We start from the raw sequence: 14,305 nt of genomic DNA, 5'->3' as shown, positions 1-14,305 counted from the left end.
TATATAATTATAATATAACAATAAAATATTTTAAATGTTGGAAGTGTTGAGTTTTATAAATAAACTGTACAGACACAAACAACCTCAAGCCCACATACACATAATAAAGACCACTATTTTGGCGGAGGTGAAAGGTTTGAGTCTATTCGCCGCAATTGGATATATGGTTCGAGAAGTGTTTGTCTTTGTTTCTTATGTGAAAAATAATGCGTTTCCGCAGCCGTTATCATCAGATGATGAGAGAAAGTACTTAGAGTTAATGGAGCAAGGTGATGCTCAAGCGAGAAATCTTTTAATTGAACATAATTTACGGCTTGTAGCTCATATCGTTAAAAAATTTGAGAACACAGGAGAAGATGCAGAAGATTTAATTTCAATTGGTACGATCGGGCTCATTAAAGCGATCGAGAGCTATTCTGCAGGAAAGGGAACGAAGCTTGCGACGTATGCAGCACGCTGTATTGAAAATGAAATTTTGATGCATTTACGTGTACTAAAGAAAACGAAAAAAGATGTTTCACTTCATGATCCGATCGGGCAAGATAAAGAGGGCAATGAAATATCGCTTATTGATATATTAAAATCAGAGTCTGAAGATGTAATTGATATGATTCAGCTTAGTATGGAGTTAGAAAAAATTAAAGAGTATATCGATATTTTAGACGAAAGAGAAAAAGAAGTGATTGTGAAACGTTTTGGACTTGGGCTAGATAAGGAGAAAACACAGCGGGAAATAGCTAAGGCGCTTGGCATTTCTAGAAGTTACGTATCACGGATCGAAAAGCGTGCTTTAATGAAAATGTTCCACGAGTTTGTAAGGGCAGAGAAAGAGAAAAAAGCGAAAGAGTAAAGTGTATTAGAAGCAGCCATATTTTAAAATAGGCTGCTTTTCTTATTGTAAATAAGAAAAGAAAACGCGTTATGCTAAGAAGAAATACATGTTCACTGTTGAAAATGACGGATTCTATCTGTAATATTAGAAGGTGCTAAATAATTTAAGAATAATACCATACTTAGTTTTCTGTATGTATAATAAGGCTGCTTTATATGATATGTGGGAATAAGAACCAATTTTACGTATGATATAGAAAGAAAATAAGGGAAAACTAAAGTTATAGACTGATTAGGGGGTTTCGCAATTTGCGACGTACATTATATCGACTTATGATAGAACTTACAAATGGTCGCTTTACTTCTTATATATTACGTAAATTTGCACAATCTCGTTTGAGCTCTATCATTATTCCATCGTATGCGAAAGTTTTTCAAATTAATCAAGATGAGATGGAAAAGGGTTTGAAGGAATATAGAACATTGCATGAATTATTTACGCGTAAGCTAAAAGAAGGAAAGCGTAGTATTGATACAGATGCATCGAGTATCGTTAGTCCTGTTGATGGTGTTTTTGCAGATCATGGTCCTATTGAGGATACAAAAACATTTGATATTAAAGGAAAGCGCTATTCAATTGTGGATATGCTAGGTAATGAAGAACGTGCAACGCGATATGCAGGCGGTACATATATGGTAATTTATTTGAGTCCAAGTCACTATCATCGCATTCATAGTCCGCTTTCTGGTTCTGTGACTGAAAGATTTGTACTCGGTAGAAAATCGTATCCGGTAAATGCAGCTGGTATGGAATACGGGAAAGAACCGCTGTCAAAAAATTATCGTTCTGTTACAGAAGTAAGCAGTGATGGCGAACATATGGCTCTTGTAAAAGTAGGGGCCATGTTTGTTAATAGTATTGAGCTTTTGCATGAGAGAGACACTGTTCAAAAAGGTGAAGAAATGGCATACTTTACATTTGGTTCAACAGTTGTGTTATTGTTTGAAAAAGATATGATAGAAGTAGTGCAGGAATTAAAGAGTGGACAAGAGCTGCGTCTTGGTGAAAAAATAGCTACTCGATTAGCTCATAAATAAAGAAAAGCTTTTATAACCGTAAGTAAGAGTTATGGGCAAAGATACTTAATGATGAAATCCCCTAGATGGGAGTACTTGTTTATTCGAGAGCCATCGTAGGATGGCTCTTTTTACAGGGCATTCAATAATGTATCCTGTAACTGTTTGATTGGTACGGGCTGATTAAACTTTCACTTTATATGTAATCAAGAAGATTTGACAAGCTTGTCCTCTAATGAGCGTCTAATGATTTCTTGTTTTATAAGTAAAATGAAGTCGGGATTTAATTTTAGTTCTTTTGCTTTATAATAAGACTCAGTGAGTAACTCAGTGGATAACTGTTCCATATGTTTTGTTTTCAAGGTGAGTCACCTCCTAATAATATAAGGATTGATTCGTTGATGCATTTAATGTACCAAAAAAGTATGACAGTCACAAACGAGTGGTTATCCACATACCTAGGTGGATAAAGTGTGTATAGTTTGTTAGTAAATTCCAAATTAGCTGAAAGATTAATGTGGAAAATGTGTACAATTTTATCCACAGGTTATATATCGAAAAATGTTGTCGAAAAATTTTATGAAAAATCCTCAAAGAGGTGAAAGAAATTGAAGCTATTTTTACCAAATGAATACGTGAAAAATGTATATCATGTTCAACCAGAAGATTTAAAAAAACGTGGGATTAAAGGTGTTATTACTGATTTAGATAACACTTTAATTGAATGGGATCGTCCAAATGCAACCCCGCAACTTGAAGAATGGTTCTTAAAAATGAAAGAGCAAGGCATCCAAGTAACGGTTGTTTCAAATAATAATGAGCAACGTGTAAAAGATTTTGCTGACCCATTAGGTATTCCATTTATTCATAGTGCACGTAAACCATTTGTTCGAGCGTTTAAGCGTGCGATACAAGAGATGCATCTGCAGGCAGAGGAAGTTGTAGTAATTGGAGATCAGTTACTGACTGATGTGCTTGGTGGAAACCGAGTAGGGCTTCATACAATTTTAGTTGTACCGGTAGCACAAACGGACGGATTAGTGACGCGCTTTAATCGAAAAATTGAACGAAGAATCATGAAAAATATGAAGAAAAAAGGTTTAATTAACTGGGAGGAATAAAGTTTGACTGAAACAATTAAATGTATTGGTTGCGGTGTAGAAATTCAAACAGAAAATAAAAACGAAGTGGGGTATGCTCCTACCTCATCTTTAGAGAAAGAACAAGTCATTTGTCAACGTTGTTTTCGCTTGAAGCATTACAATGAAATTCAAGATGTATCGTTAACAGATGATGACTTCCTACGCATTTTAAATGGAATTGGAAAATCAGATGCATTAGTAGTCAAAATTGTAGATATTTTTGATTTTAATGGTAGCTGGTTACCTGGCTTACATCGTTTCGTAGGAAATAATAAAGTATTACTTGTTGGAAATAAAGCTGATTTAATTCCAAAGTCAGTAAAACATGATAAAGTAAAGCATTGGATGCGCTATAGTGCAAAGCAGCTAGGATTAAAACCAGAAGATGTCTTTTTAATTAGTGCAGCGAAGGGACAAGGAATTGCTGAACTAGCAGATGCTATTGAGTATTATCGCGGCGGCAAAGATGTTTACGTTGTTGGATGTACGAATGTAGGGAAATCGACATTTATTAATCGTATGATTAAAGAATTTAGTGATGAGACTGAAAATGTAATTACAACATCTCATTTCCCAGGAACAACACTGGATTTAATTGATATTCCATTAGACGAAGAATCTTCTTTATATGATACGCCAGGTATTATTAACCACCACCAAATGGCTCATTATGTTGGGAAGCAAAGCTTAAAGCTTATTACACCAACAAAAGAAATTAAGCCGATGGTATTCCAATTAAATGAAGAACAAACGTTATTCTTTAGTGGATTGGCACGTTTTGATTATGTAAGTGGTGGTCGTCGTGCGTTTACTTGTCACTTCTCGAATCGTTTAACAATCCATCGTACAAAGCTTGAGAAAGCAGATGAATTATATAAAAATCATGCTGGAGATTTACTAAGCCCGCCAACACCAGAAGAATTAGCAAATATGCCTGAGTTAGTGAAATACGAATTTAATATTCGTGAACCAAAGACGGATGTTGTATTCTCTGGATTAGGATGGGTTACTGTGAACGAACCAGGCGCAAAAATTGTTGCACACGTACCAAAAGGAGTAAGTGTTTCACTACGTAAATCTTTAATTTAATATGGAGAGGGATTTATGAAACAATTATATGGTGTAATCGGAAATCCAATTGGACATTCATTATCACCCGTTATGCATAACGATGCATTTGAACACTTGAATATGGATGCCCATTATCATGCATTCCTTGTTGAAGAGGAAGCGCTAGGGGAAGCAGTAAGAGGTTTAAAAGCATTAGGTATTTCAGGATTTAATGTAACAACTCCGCACAAGGTTGCTATCATGGAGTATTTGGATGAGATTGATCCATTGGCAAGGAAAATCGGTGCAGTAAATACAGTGGTTCATAAGAATGGAAGGTTAATTGGCTACAACACAGATGGAATTGGTTTTGTTCGAGCGCTGCAGTCAATTAGTAATGAACCACTTCAAGGGAAACGTATTTTGTTACTTGGTGCAGGTGGTGCTAGCCGAGCTATTTATTTTTCTCTTGCTGATGTAGGTGTAAAAGAGATTGATGTAGCCAATCGTACAGTAGATAAGGCGAAAGAACTTATTGCTGCACGTACGGCCGATGTTAATTCTGTTGCTTTGTCGTTAGAAAAAGCGACAGAAGAACAAGGAAATTATGATATTATCATTCAGACGACAACGATAGGTATGCATCCACACGTCGAACATACGCCATTACAAATGTGTTCGTTAAAAAAAGGAACGATTGTATCAGATATAATTTATAATCCATTTGAAACGAAAATTTTATGTGAGGCAAAAGAGCAAGGTGCAATCATTCAAAATGGTATTGATATGTTTGTTTATCAAGGAGCACTTGCATTTGAAATGTGGACAGGACGTGTACCAAATATTGATCGAATGAAACAATTAGTTATAGAAAAGCTTGGAGGCTAACATATATGTTAACAGGAAAACAAAAAAGATTTTTACGTGCACAAGCACATCATTTAACACCAATTTTTCAAGTAGGAAAAGGCGGAGTAAATGAAAATATGGTAAAACAAATTGGAGAAGCGTTAGAAGTTCGTGAACTATTTAAAGTGAGTGTATTACAAAACTGTGAATTTGATCGCCGTGAGGTTGCGGAAGAACTTGCAAAAGGTGCACGTGCTGAAATCGTTCAAGTAATTGGAAGTACAATCGTTTTATACAAAGAATCAAGAGAAAATAAACAAATTAAGCTTCCTCGATAAAAAGATTAGCATGCGCTATTTTTTATCGCTGATGCGTAATGATGTAGAGAGCGAAACCAATTGAACTTTTATTAATAGCAACTCTCTTCGTTCCTAACCAAGGAGAGTTGCTGTATGTAAAAGGAAGGGGCGTTTCTTTTGAGGAAAATTGGCATCATTGGCGGTACATTTGATCCGCCTCACTATGGACATTTGCTAATTGCAAATGAAGTATATCACGCTTTGGAATTGGAAGAAGTATGGTTCTTGCCAAACCAGATTCCGCCACATAAACAAGGACGTAATATTACAAGTATAGAAAGTCGTTTACATATGTTAGAGCTTGCGACTGAGGCAGAAGAACACTTTTCTATTTGTTTAGAAGAGCTAAGCAGGAAGGGCCCATCTTATACGTATGACACTATGTTACAATTGACGAAGAAGTATCCGGATGTGCAGTTTCACTTTATTATCGGTGGGGATATGGTTGAGTATTTACCGAAGTGGTATAACATTGAAGCTTTACTTAATCTTGTAACATTTGTTGGAGTTGCAAGACCTGGGTATACATTGCATACACCATATAAGATTACTACAGTGGAAATTCCGGAATTTGCAGTTTCTTCATCCTTATTACGTGAGAGATATAAGGAGAAGAAAACGTGTAAATATTTACTTCCTGAAAAAGTACAGGTATATATCGAGAGGAATGGGTTGTATGAATCGTGAGAATGCACTTCATATTGTCAAACAACAAATGCATGAAAAACGTTATATACACACAATTGGTGTAATGGAGACAGCGATTGAGCTTGCTAAGTTATACGGTGTGGACGAGAAAAAAGCAGAGATGGCAGCTATATTCCATGATTATGCGAAATGTAGAGCAATTTCAGAGATGGAAGAGATTATTAAACGTGAAGATTTGCCGAAAGATTTACTTTGTTATAATAAAGAGTTGTGGCATGCGCCTGTTGGGGCATACTTAGTAGAAAAAGAGGTAGGCATTACGGATTCTGAAATATTGCAAGCTATTACATATCATACAAGTGGTCATGAGAACATGACGATGTTAGATAAAGTGATTTATGTAGCTGATTACATTGAGCCAGGGCGAAAGTTTCCAGGTGTGGAAGAGGCTCGTAAACTCGCATATACGGATATAAATCAAGCTTTATTATTTGCCTTAAAGAGAACAATTCAATTTTTAATGGAAAAAAATCAGACGATTTATCCATTAACATTCCAAACATACAATGCAGTTATCAAGGAGGAAATGAGTAAATGAACGATAAAGATTTATTAGTGTTAGCGGCAAAAGCAGCTGATGATAAAAGAGCAGAAGATATGGTTGTCCTAAATATGCAAGGTATTTCACCAATTGCAGATTATTTCATTATTTGTCACGGTAATTCAGATAAACAAGTGCAAGCAATTGCACGTGAAATTAAATCAAAAGCACATGAGTTCCAAATCGACGTACAACGTATGGAAGGTTTTGACGAAGCACGTTGGGTATTAGTTGATCTTGGAGATGTAGTTGCCCATGTATTCCATAAAGATGAGCGTAATCACTATAATTTAGAGCGTCTATGGGGCGATGTGCCACGTGAAGATATAACAGAAGAGCTAGGCCAATGAAATACGAACAATTTGCATTGTTGTACGACGAACTGATGAATGATGTCCCTTATGATAAATGGGTAGAATTCACAGAGGAAAGCCTGCAGCAGGCAGATATGAAAGAGGCAAAAATTCTTGATGTAGCATGCGGTACGGGTAATGTAACCCTTCCGCTTGTGCAAAAGGGTTACGATTTAATAGGTGTCGATCTTTCAGAAGAAATGTTAACAGTCGCTCAGCAAAAACTAGGAGGAGAGGGATACTTTATTCCTTTTTACCAACAAGACATGCGAGAGCTTGATGTTCCAGGTGAGTTTGACTGCGTCACTATCTTTTGTGATTCATTAAATTATGTATTGCAAGAAGATGGAGTACAAGAAACATTTAGAAGAGTGTTTCACCATTTGCGTCAAGATGGTTTGTTTTTATTTGATGTACATTCTTTATATAAAATACATCATGTATTTCAAAATGAAACGTATACAGTGAATGGAGAAGAAATATCTCTTATTTGGAATTGCTTCCCTGGTGAAGAATCAAATAGTGTAGAGCATGATTTGACATTCTTTGTTCAAGATCCGGAAGAAGATGTGTACCATCGGTTTGACGAATGTCACGTGCAACGTGCATATCAAGTGGAAGAGTTAACGAAATGGCTTGAAGAAGCAGGTTTTACAGTTCTTCGTGTAACAGGTGATTTTGAGCGACTTGAAGTTACAGAACAAACAGAGCGTATTTTCTTCATGGCGAAGAAAAACGGATAAAACAAATAAAACAAAAGCAACCGAGAAGGTTGCTTTTGTTTTATAAAGAAGATGTATTTTTAGTTCTAGCATAATCTGAAGATCGTATGCGTAAAGTGTGGGAATAGTAGTTGAAGTGAAAATGTATTGTAAAAAAGTAAGTATTTATAAAAAGGATTTGGAATGAAAATGACGTATTTATTATGTGTGTTTATTGAATTGCTGATCAACGCATTCTAAATCTTCATCAAATTTTTCATGTGTTCGCTCGATTAACTTATGGAACATATCTCCAACGTGTTCTTCTAAAACCCGAATGCCTTCCCCGGTAACGCCGCCTTTCACGCAAACCTTTTCTTGTAAGGTAGGTAATGTGAAGATTTCTTTTTCAAGTAATTTCCCCATCCCCACGACCATTTCACTTACTAAAGTAGTAGCCTCTTCGTGTGTAATATTTGTTTTATCTACAGCAGCGTTAATGAAGCATTGTAGCAAATAACTAAAGAAAGCAGGACCGCAACTTGCTATATCAGATGAAACACGTGTTATATCTTCTTCTATTACAAGAGGTGTAGAAATATTTTTGAATAGACGAAGTAGTTTTTGTTGCCATTCTTCAGAGCAATTATCTCCAAATGTAAATAGTGAGGCGCCAGAGAGGGCGCGATTTGTGATACTTGGAATGATACGTGCGACGTGGCACGGTACGAGAGTCTCTAATTGTGATGGAGATATTGGACTTGTAATAGAAACTAAGCACGTTTCATCAGAAAAATGTTCAGCGTATTTTTTTAGGATAGGGTATATATCTATCGGCTTAACGCAAATAAAAATAAGTTGTGATTGTTCGATTACTTCCGGGATTGTTTTTGCTATATGAACAGAAGGGTATTTTTCTTTTATATGATATGCTTTGGCAGGCGTCCGATTAATGATTGTAAGGCACGAAGGTTTGACAGCACGGGTTTCTAAAAATGCATCGATTAGTATATTCCCCATGTTTCCTGTCCCTATAATTCCTATGTTCAAAGTTTCATCCCTCCTTCGTAACAGCTTTCTCCTAAACAATATGAATGATGTTATAAATTTATGATTAGAGGTGTAAAATGATGTGGGATTTTCCGAAAAAGTGGTTAGGTTTAGTGGCTATTATTGGAACTTTACTTTTTCTTGTTTTTTGGAAAACGAATCAGAGTGTAGAACGAACGCCTATTACAATGAATGTGCAAGAGAAGGAGATAGAAAAAAAGGGTAAACCGAAAATATCGGATACAAAGGAACAGAAAAGAACAATTATAATTGATGTGAAAGGAGCGGTTAATAAAGAAGGGGTATATGAAATGAAGGAAGGAGATCGCGTAAAGGATGCGGTTCAAAAGGCTGGTGGTTTTTTATCAGAAGTAGATATGAAAAAAGTGAATTTAGCACAAATTGTACAAGATCAAATGCTTCTTTATATACCGAGTAAAAATGAGTCAGAACAAGGGATGTTTACTTCTTCTAAGGAAGATGGCAAGATTCGAATAAATACAGCAGCGAAAGAGCAATTGGAAAAAATTACAGGGATTGGCTCTCGAAAGGCAGAAAGTATTTTGAAATATCGAGAAGAGCATGGTCCGTTTCAGAAAATAGAAGATTTATTAGAGATTGATGGGATTGGTGCGAAGTCTCTTGAAAAGATAAAAGATCAAATTATTATTCCGTAAAAGATTGACGAAGTTTTTCTTCTTTCGCTACACTACAAGTAGACAAAAAAGTAGGTGAAAAATATGGAACGAATTTCATGGGATCAATATTTTATGACGCAAAGCCATCTACTATCGTTACGTAGTACATGTACAAGGCTTGCGGTAGGAGCGACAATCGTTCGCGATAAACGAATTATTGCTGGTGGATATAATGGTTCGATTAAAGGTGGCGTACATTGTATAGATGATGGTTGTTACGTAATCGATAATCATTGTGTTCGGACAATTCATGCCGAAATGAATGCTTTATTACAATGTGCCAAGTTTGGTGCGAAAACAGAGGAAGCAGAAATTTACGTTACGCATTTCCCTTGTTTACAATGTTGTAAGGCAATTATTCAAAGTGGTATTACAGCGGTTTATTATGCGCAGGATTATAAAAATCATCCATACGCCATAGAGTTATTTGAACAAGCGAATGTAACAGTGAAGCACGTTCCGCTAGAATATGATATCGCTGCATTAGAGGAGCAAAAACGTTATACGGAGTTAAAAGAATTATTTGCGTCTTTAGAAAAAGATAATTTATCAATGGAAGAATTACAGCATGTATTCACGAAAGCAAAAATGATGCTATAAGGAGTGAGTATAAGTTGCAGGAACAATGGGGGTATGTTGCAATCTCGTTTATAATAGGGATTGCAATTGCCTTTTCCTCGTCACTTTTATTGATAGTTTTTTGCCTCTTTTTAAATGTTTTCTTCTGTTTATATCGCACTTCGCGTAAAACCTTCTTTTTTTGCATTGTAGCGTGCTTTAGTGGCGCTATATACACTTCCTATGTTCAAGGGTGGAATAAGTCTCTAGGAGAGTCCTATGGAGTTACAAGAGGGGTTATACAAAATAAACCGCTTGTTAATGGAGATCGCCTATCTTTTCAGTTTGAAGATCACAATAAAAATATAGTGCAGTTAAGTTATAGAATAAAATCAGCCTTGGAAAAGGAAAAAATGCAACAATTATACGCAGGGATATCATGTGTATTCGAGGGTGAGAGGAAAGAACCGCAAACAGCTCGGAATTTTCATGGTTTTAATTACCGTGATTATTTATACAAGCAACATATTCATTTCACATTTGAGGCTACATATATTTCTGAATGCTATAAAACATCACTGTCGCTCATACAACGGATTCTCCTTTTGAGGCAACAAGTAATCTCGAAAGTTACAGAGATGTTTCCAGAGCAATCAGGTGCTTTTATGAATGCGTTACTATTTGGTGATAGACAACAAATGACGTTTGAAGTGGAAGAGCAATATCAACAGTTTGGTCTTGTACATTTGTTAGCAATTTCAGGTTCGCACATTGTATTGTTAATGGTGATAGTATATTTTATTTTGCTAAGAAGTGGTGCGACGAGGGAGGTAGCAACAATTTGCCTTATCATTTGTATTCCTTTGTATATGGTTTTAGCAGGAGCGTCACCCTCTGTTATAAGGGCTTCTATAACAGGAGTTTTGACGTTGATTGCTTTTATGTGCTCGATTCGTTTATCTAGTTTAGATGCTTTAAGTGTAACAGCTATATGTATGCTTATATATGACCCTTATCTTGTTTTTAATATTGGATTTCAGTTTTCTTTTGTAGGTAGCTTCGCTTTACTTTTGTCTGCTCCGTTATTGTTAGTGAGTAGCAACGGAGTAATCCGAAATTCTATTTATATTTCTATCATTTCACAGCTCGTTAGTACTCCGATTTTGTTATATCACTTTGGTTATTTTTCTCCATATAGCATTTTCCTCAATCTTTTATACGTTCCGTTTTTATCTACCATTGTATTACCATGTAGCATTATTATTTTACTGTGTATGCCAATTGTCCCGTTTCTCGCAAAAGGATTTGCGGATGTGTTATCAATAGGCTTGAGTATGTCTAATGTTTTTCTAAGTTATTGTGAAAGTTTACCATTTAACCAGCTTATTTTCGGGAAAACGTCCTTCAATCTTGTAGCTGTATATTGCGCGAGTATTGTCAGTATATTGATGGTTTGGGAAAGGAGAGCGCCGAAAAAAATGGTTTGTATAGTTGTGAGTATATTTCTTTTTATTAGCACGTGTCATTATGTATATCCATATTTTAGAGGAAGTGGAAGTGTAACATTTATTGATGTTGGACAAGGTGATGCAATATTAATTCGCCTTCCGTATGATAAAGGGGTTTATCTTATTGATACAGGTGGAACGCTTCGTGTCAATAAGGAAGAGTGGCAACAAAAAAAGCATGAATTTTCTGTTGGAAATGATGTTTTAATACCCTATTTACAAAAAGAAGGTATTAAAACAATTGATAAATTAATCGTAACGCATGGAGATGCAGATCATATAGGTGCTGCGCAAGAATTATTATCATATATACCTGTAAAAGAAGTTGTGTTTGGCCGGAAGGGAAAAGATGCAGTATTAGAAAAAGTAGTAAAGAAACAGGCATTAGAAAAGGAAATGAAAATAACTGAAGTGGGGGAAGGGGAAAATTGGAGTGTAAATGAAGCTGAATTTTTCGTTTTAGCTCCAAAAGGAAAAGAAAAAAGTGAAAATAATGCTTCAATTGTAATATGGGCAAAATTTGGAGGATTGACGTGGCTATTTACAGGCGATTTAGAAGAAGAAGGAGAGCAGTTTTTAGTATCTGCGTATCCAGATTTGCGAGTAGATGTTTTAAAAGTTGCTCATCATGGAAGTAACACGTCATCTATAGAGTCTTTTTTGAACGTTATACAGCCCCGTGTAGCGATTATATCTGTTGGTAAGCAGAATAGATATGGACACCCGCATAAAGAAGTGATAGAGCGTTTGGAGAAGATGGGGAGTGCGATATGGCGCACGGACAAGCAAGGTGCTATTTCCTATGTTTTTAAAGGGGAAAATGGAACCTTTCAAAGTAAAATCACATACGATAAGACATATAATAGGTGAAAAAGAGAAGACTGCCATGAAGTGGCAGCCTTTAAGAACCGATAAATTTAATAACAGTTGCAATGATGAAAAGTGTTGCGAAAAAACCAAATGAGACGATAAATCCTACCCCTGAATCAATAGCGTCATTGCGTTTACTTTGAACGTTTTGTTCAAAATCATTCATTTAGAATCCCTCCCCAACATTCCACTTTAGTATAGAATATTGTCAGAAAAAAATCTACAATTTCCATATGAAGAGAAAATGAGCTTTTTTGCTACTTTTAGATCATGAAGTAACGTGAGTTTTTTGTTTCCAAGCATGTTAACAGTTGGCACTTATACTCGAATTTTTATTGTGAATAATAAAGGGAAGGTGATTACCGCACACCAATAAGAAACCCGGGGCTTATTGCGTGGCGTTTAATATAAATAAAGGGACGGGTTATAAAGCCTGTTCCTTTGTACTTGTAAAACAAAAGCTAGGGCATTAGTATAAATATATATTGCCAAGTTAGGGAGTAGGAAAAAGTATGAGTGATATACATAAAAAAATTAAAAAGAAACAGTTTGCTTCGTTATATTTACTATATGGAACGGAAGCTTTTTTTATAAATGAAACGATAAAGCTTATTACGACAGAAGCACTTGAAGAAGAAGATCGAGAGTTTAATGTTGTGACATACGATTTGGAAGAAGCATATTTAGAAGATGTGGTTGAGGATGCGCGTACGCTTCCTTTCTTTGGAGAACGGAAAGTACTGTTAATAAAATCACCGCTATTTCTGACTTCGCAAAAAGAAAAGTTAGAGCAAAATATAAAAATTTTAGAAGAATACATTGGTGAACCTTCTCCATTTTCTATTCTTGTTTTTGTTGCGCCTTACGAAAAACTTGATGAGCGAAAAAAAATTACAAAACTATTAAAGAAAACAGCAGATGTAGTAGAAGCGAATGCGATGCAAGTGCAGGATGTTCAGAAGTGGATTATTGCTCGTGCAGATGAAGTGCATGTGCACATTGATAACGCGGCTGTTAGTTTGTTGCTAGAGCTTGTGGGAAGTAATGTAACGATGTTGGCGAAGGAAATGGACAAGTTAACGTTATACGTTGGTATGGGCGGAGAGATTACGACGAAACTTGTTGCAGAGCTTGTGCCAAAATCAGTTGAGCAAAATGTATTTGCTTTGACAGAAAAAGTGGTGAAAAAAGATATTGCAGGTGCAATGCGAATTTTGGATGGATTATTTACGCAGCAGGAAGAGCCGATTAAATTGCTTGCGTTATTAGTGAGTCAATTCCGTTTGTTGTATCAAGTGAAAGAGTTACAGCAACGTGGTTATGGGCAAAATCAAATTGCATCTCATATTGGTGTACATCCGTATCGTGTAAAATTGGCGATGAATCAAACGAAATTTTTCTCTTTTGAAGAATTAAAAAAAGTGATTATAGAATTAGCAGAAGCTGATTATAGTATGAAGACGGGAAAGATGGATAAGAAACTTGTGCTCGAGTTTTTCTTAATGCGATTAAATCATATGTGATGACACAAAAAAGTTCATGTACCTAGTGCATGAACTTTTTTTGTATATAAAAAAACGATCCAAATGGATCGTTTTTTAAACGCCTTACGCGTTTACTTGTTTCGCTAAGCGAGATTTTTGACGAGATGCAGCGTTTTGGTGGATAAGACCTTTACGAGCTGCTTTGTCAAGTTTTTTAGAAGCAGTTTTGAAAGCTTCTTTAGCATTTTCAAGATCGTTATTAGTAACTAAAGCTTCTACAGTTTTAACAGCAGAACGCATGTCAGACTTGATAGAAGCGTTATGTGCACGACGCTCTTCGCTAAGTTTAGCGCGTTTGATAGCAGATTTGATGTTTGCCATACTTTTCACCTCCCTGGTGCAATCGAATGACTCGATTCTTACATAGAACAAGTGATATTCTATCAAACGGTGAAGAGAATTGCAATAGTATATCCATGAAATTTCACGTAAAGGAAAGAATGACCTTATATAACTTTGGGAAATC

Annotated in this window: 18 protein-coding genes; 14 read left to right on the top strand and 4 right to left on the bottom strand. The window is 35.8% G+C overall.

The annotated features are described in order from the left end of the window. The first annotated feature begins 136 nt into the window (after window positions 1–136). Both sigK and ACS2FK_RS03355 read left to right on the top strand, forming a co-directional pair. Window positions 137–850, top strand: a complete 714-nt coding sequence (gene sigK, locus ACS2FK_RS03360) for an RNA polymerase sporulation sigma factor SigK (protein ID WP_000051382.1) — start codon at window positions 137–139, stop codon at window positions 848–850. Between the two features lie 290 nt (window positions 851–1,140). Beyond that, window positions 1,141–1,929, top strand: a complete 789-nt coding sequence (locus ACS2FK_RS03355) for a phosphatidylserine decarboxylase (protein ID WP_001255000.1) — start codon at window positions 1,141–1,143, stop codon at window positions 1,927–1,929. Window positions 1,930–2,114: 185 nt separating this feature from the next. On the opposite strand, the gene ACS2FK_RS03350 is transcribed toward ACS2FK_RS03355, so the two are convergent. After that, window positions 2,115–2,270 (bottom strand): sporulation histidine kinase inhibitor Sda, encoded by a 156-nt coding sequence (locus ACS2FK_RS03350; RefSeq protein WP_000850094.1) that lies wholly within the window; start codon window positions 2,268–2,270, stop codon window positions 2,115–2,117. Between the two features lie 246 nt (window positions 2,271–2,516). On the opposite strand from ACS2FK_RS03350, the gene ACS2FK_RS03345 reads away from it, so the two are divergent. The 8 genes from ACS2FK_RS03345 (at window position 2,517) to ACS2FK_RS03310 (ending at window position 7,653) form a co-directional block, all read left to right on the top strand. Beyond that, window positions 2,517–3,029 carry a YqeG family HAD IIIA-type phosphatase gene (locus tag ACS2FK_RS03345; RefSeq protein ID WP_000765307.1) on the top strand — a complete coding sequence of 171 codons (513 nt, stop codon included), beginning with the start codon at window positions 2,517–2,519 and terminating at the stop codon, window positions 3,027–3,029. A 3-nt stretch (window positions 3,030–3,032) separates the two neighbouring features. After that, window positions 3,033–4,139, top strand: coding sequence for a ribosome biogenesis GTPase YqeH (gene yqeH / locus ACS2FK_RS03340; RefSeq protein ID WP_000140807.1), 1,107 nt, complete (start codon window positions 3,033–3,035; stop codon window positions 4,137–4,139). Between the two features lie 15 nt (window positions 4,140–4,154). Beyond that, the gene (aroE, locus tag ACS2FK_RS03335) at window positions 4,155–4,988 is read left to right on the top strand and encodes a shikimate dehydrogenase (RefSeq protein ID WP_000812072.1); all 834 of its coding nucleotides are present in this window, start codon (window positions 4,155–4,157) and stop codon (window positions 4,986–4,988) included. Window positions 4,989–4,993: 5 nt separating this feature from the next. Beyond that, complete coding sequence (gene yhbY / locus ACS2FK_RS03330) at window positions 4,994–5,287, top strand: ribosome assembly RNA-binding protein YhbY (RefSeq protein ID WP_000955227.1); 294 nt, start codon at window positions 4,994–4,996, stop codon at window positions 5,285–5,287. Window positions 5,288–5,425: 138 nt separating this feature from the next. Next, window positions 5,426–5,995, top strand: a complete 570-nt coding sequence (gene nadD / locus ACS2FK_RS03325) for a nicotinate-nucleotide adenylyltransferase (RefSeq protein WP_001226037.1) — start codon at window positions 5,426–5,428, stop codon at window positions 5,993–5,995. Further along, window positions 5,985–6,554, top strand: a complete 570-nt coding sequence (yqeK, locus tag ACS2FK_RS03320; RefSeq protein ID WP_001078478.1) for a bis(5'-nucleosyl)-tetraphosphatase (symmetrical) YqeK — start codon at window positions 5,985–5,987, stop codon at window positions 6,552–6,554. Before nadD ends, yqeK begins: the two co-directional genes overlap by 11 nt. Beyond that, window positions 6,551–6,907 (top strand): ribosome silencing factor, encoded by a 357-nt coding sequence (gene rsfS / locus ACS2FK_RS03315; RefSeq protein ID WP_000998173.1) that lies wholly within the window; start codon window positions 6,551–6,553, stop codon window positions 6,905–6,907. The genes yqeK and rsfS overlap by 4 nt, the downstream gene beginning before the upstream one ends. Then, window positions 6,904–7,653, top strand: coding sequence for a class I SAM-dependent methyltransferase (locus ACS2FK_RS03310; RefSeq protein ID WP_000873069.1), 750 nt, complete (start codon window positions 6,904–6,906; stop codon window positions 7,651–7,653). The genes rsfS and ACS2FK_RS03310 overlap by 4 nt, the downstream gene beginning before the upstream one ends. A 180-nt stretch (window positions 7,654–7,833) precedes the next feature. On the opposite strand, the gene comER is transcribed toward ACS2FK_RS03310, so the two are convergent. Beyond that, the gene (gene comER, locus ACS2FK_RS03305) at window positions 7,834–8,661 is read right to left on the bottom strand and encodes a late competence protein ComER (RefSeq protein WP_001020554.1); all 828 of its coding nucleotides are present in this window, start codon (window positions 8,659–8,661) and stop codon (window positions 7,834–7,836) included. 77 nt (window positions 8,662–8,738) lie between these two features. Between comER and ACS2FK_RS03300 the strand changes: the two genes are divergently transcribed. The 3 genes from ACS2FK_RS03300 to ACS2FK_RS03290 all read left to right on the top strand — a co-directional run bounded on the left by ACS2FK_RS03300 (window position 8,739) and on the right by ACS2FK_RS03290 (window position 12,295). Further along, complete coding sequence (locus ACS2FK_RS03300) at window positions 8,739–9,338, top strand: helix-hairpin-helix domain-containing protein (RefSeq protein ID WP_000989936.1); 600 nt, start codon at window positions 8,739–8,741, stop codon at window positions 9,336–9,338. A gap of 63 nt (window positions 9,339–9,401) precedes the next feature. Continuing rightward, complete coding sequence (locus tag ACS2FK_RS03295) at window positions 9,402–9,959, top strand: ComE operon protein 2 (RefSeq protein WP_000439773.1); 558 nt, start codon at window positions 9,402–9,404, stop codon at window positions 9,957–9,959. 14 nt (window positions 9,960–9,973) lie between these two features. Continuing rightward, window positions 9,974–12,295: a DNA internalization-related competence protein ComEC/Rec2 gene (locus tag ACS2FK_RS03290; protein WP_063548658.1), complete on the top strand. Its 2,322-nt coding sequence runs from the start codon at window positions 9,974–9,976 to the stop codon at window positions 12,293–12,295. A gap of 31 nt (window positions 12,296–12,326) precedes the next feature. Here the strand turns inward: ACS2FK_RS03290 and ACS2FK_RS03285 are convergent, their stop codons facing one another. Further along, entirely contained in the window at window positions 12,327–12,461 is a 135-nt protein-coding gene (locus tag ACS2FK_RS03285; protein ID WP_000997609.1) for a YqzM family protein, read from the bottom strand. A 346-nt stretch (window positions 12,462–12,807) separates the two neighbouring features. Here ACS2FK_RS03285 and holA point away from each other — a divergent pair, with 346 nt between their 5' ends. Beyond that, complete coding sequence (gene holA, locus ACS2FK_RS03280; protein WP_001279934.1) at window positions 12,808–13,818, top strand: DNA polymerase III subunit delta; 1,011 nt, start codon at window positions 12,808–12,810, stop codon at window positions 13,816–13,818. Between the two features lie 84 nt (window positions 13,819–13,902). Here holA and rpsT read toward each other — a convergent pair whose 3' ends face one another. Next, on the bottom strand, window positions 13,903–14,160 hold the full coding sequence (gene rpsT / locus ACS2FK_RS03275; protein ID WP_001274012.1) for a 30S ribosomal protein S20: 258 nt from the start codon (window positions 14,158–14,160) through the stop codon (window positions 13,903–13,905). Between the last annotated feature and the right edge of the window lie 145 nt (window positions 14,161–14,305).

The organism is Bacillus cereus group sp. BceL220, from assembly GCF_051776965.1.
In the GTDB taxonomy this organism is placed as follows: Bacteria; Bacillota; Bacilli; order Bacillales; family Bacillaceae_G; genus Bacillus_A; species Bacillus_A cereus.
Note: the sequence above shows the minus strand (reverse complement) of the source record. Positions and strands in the feature narration are given on the sequence as shown.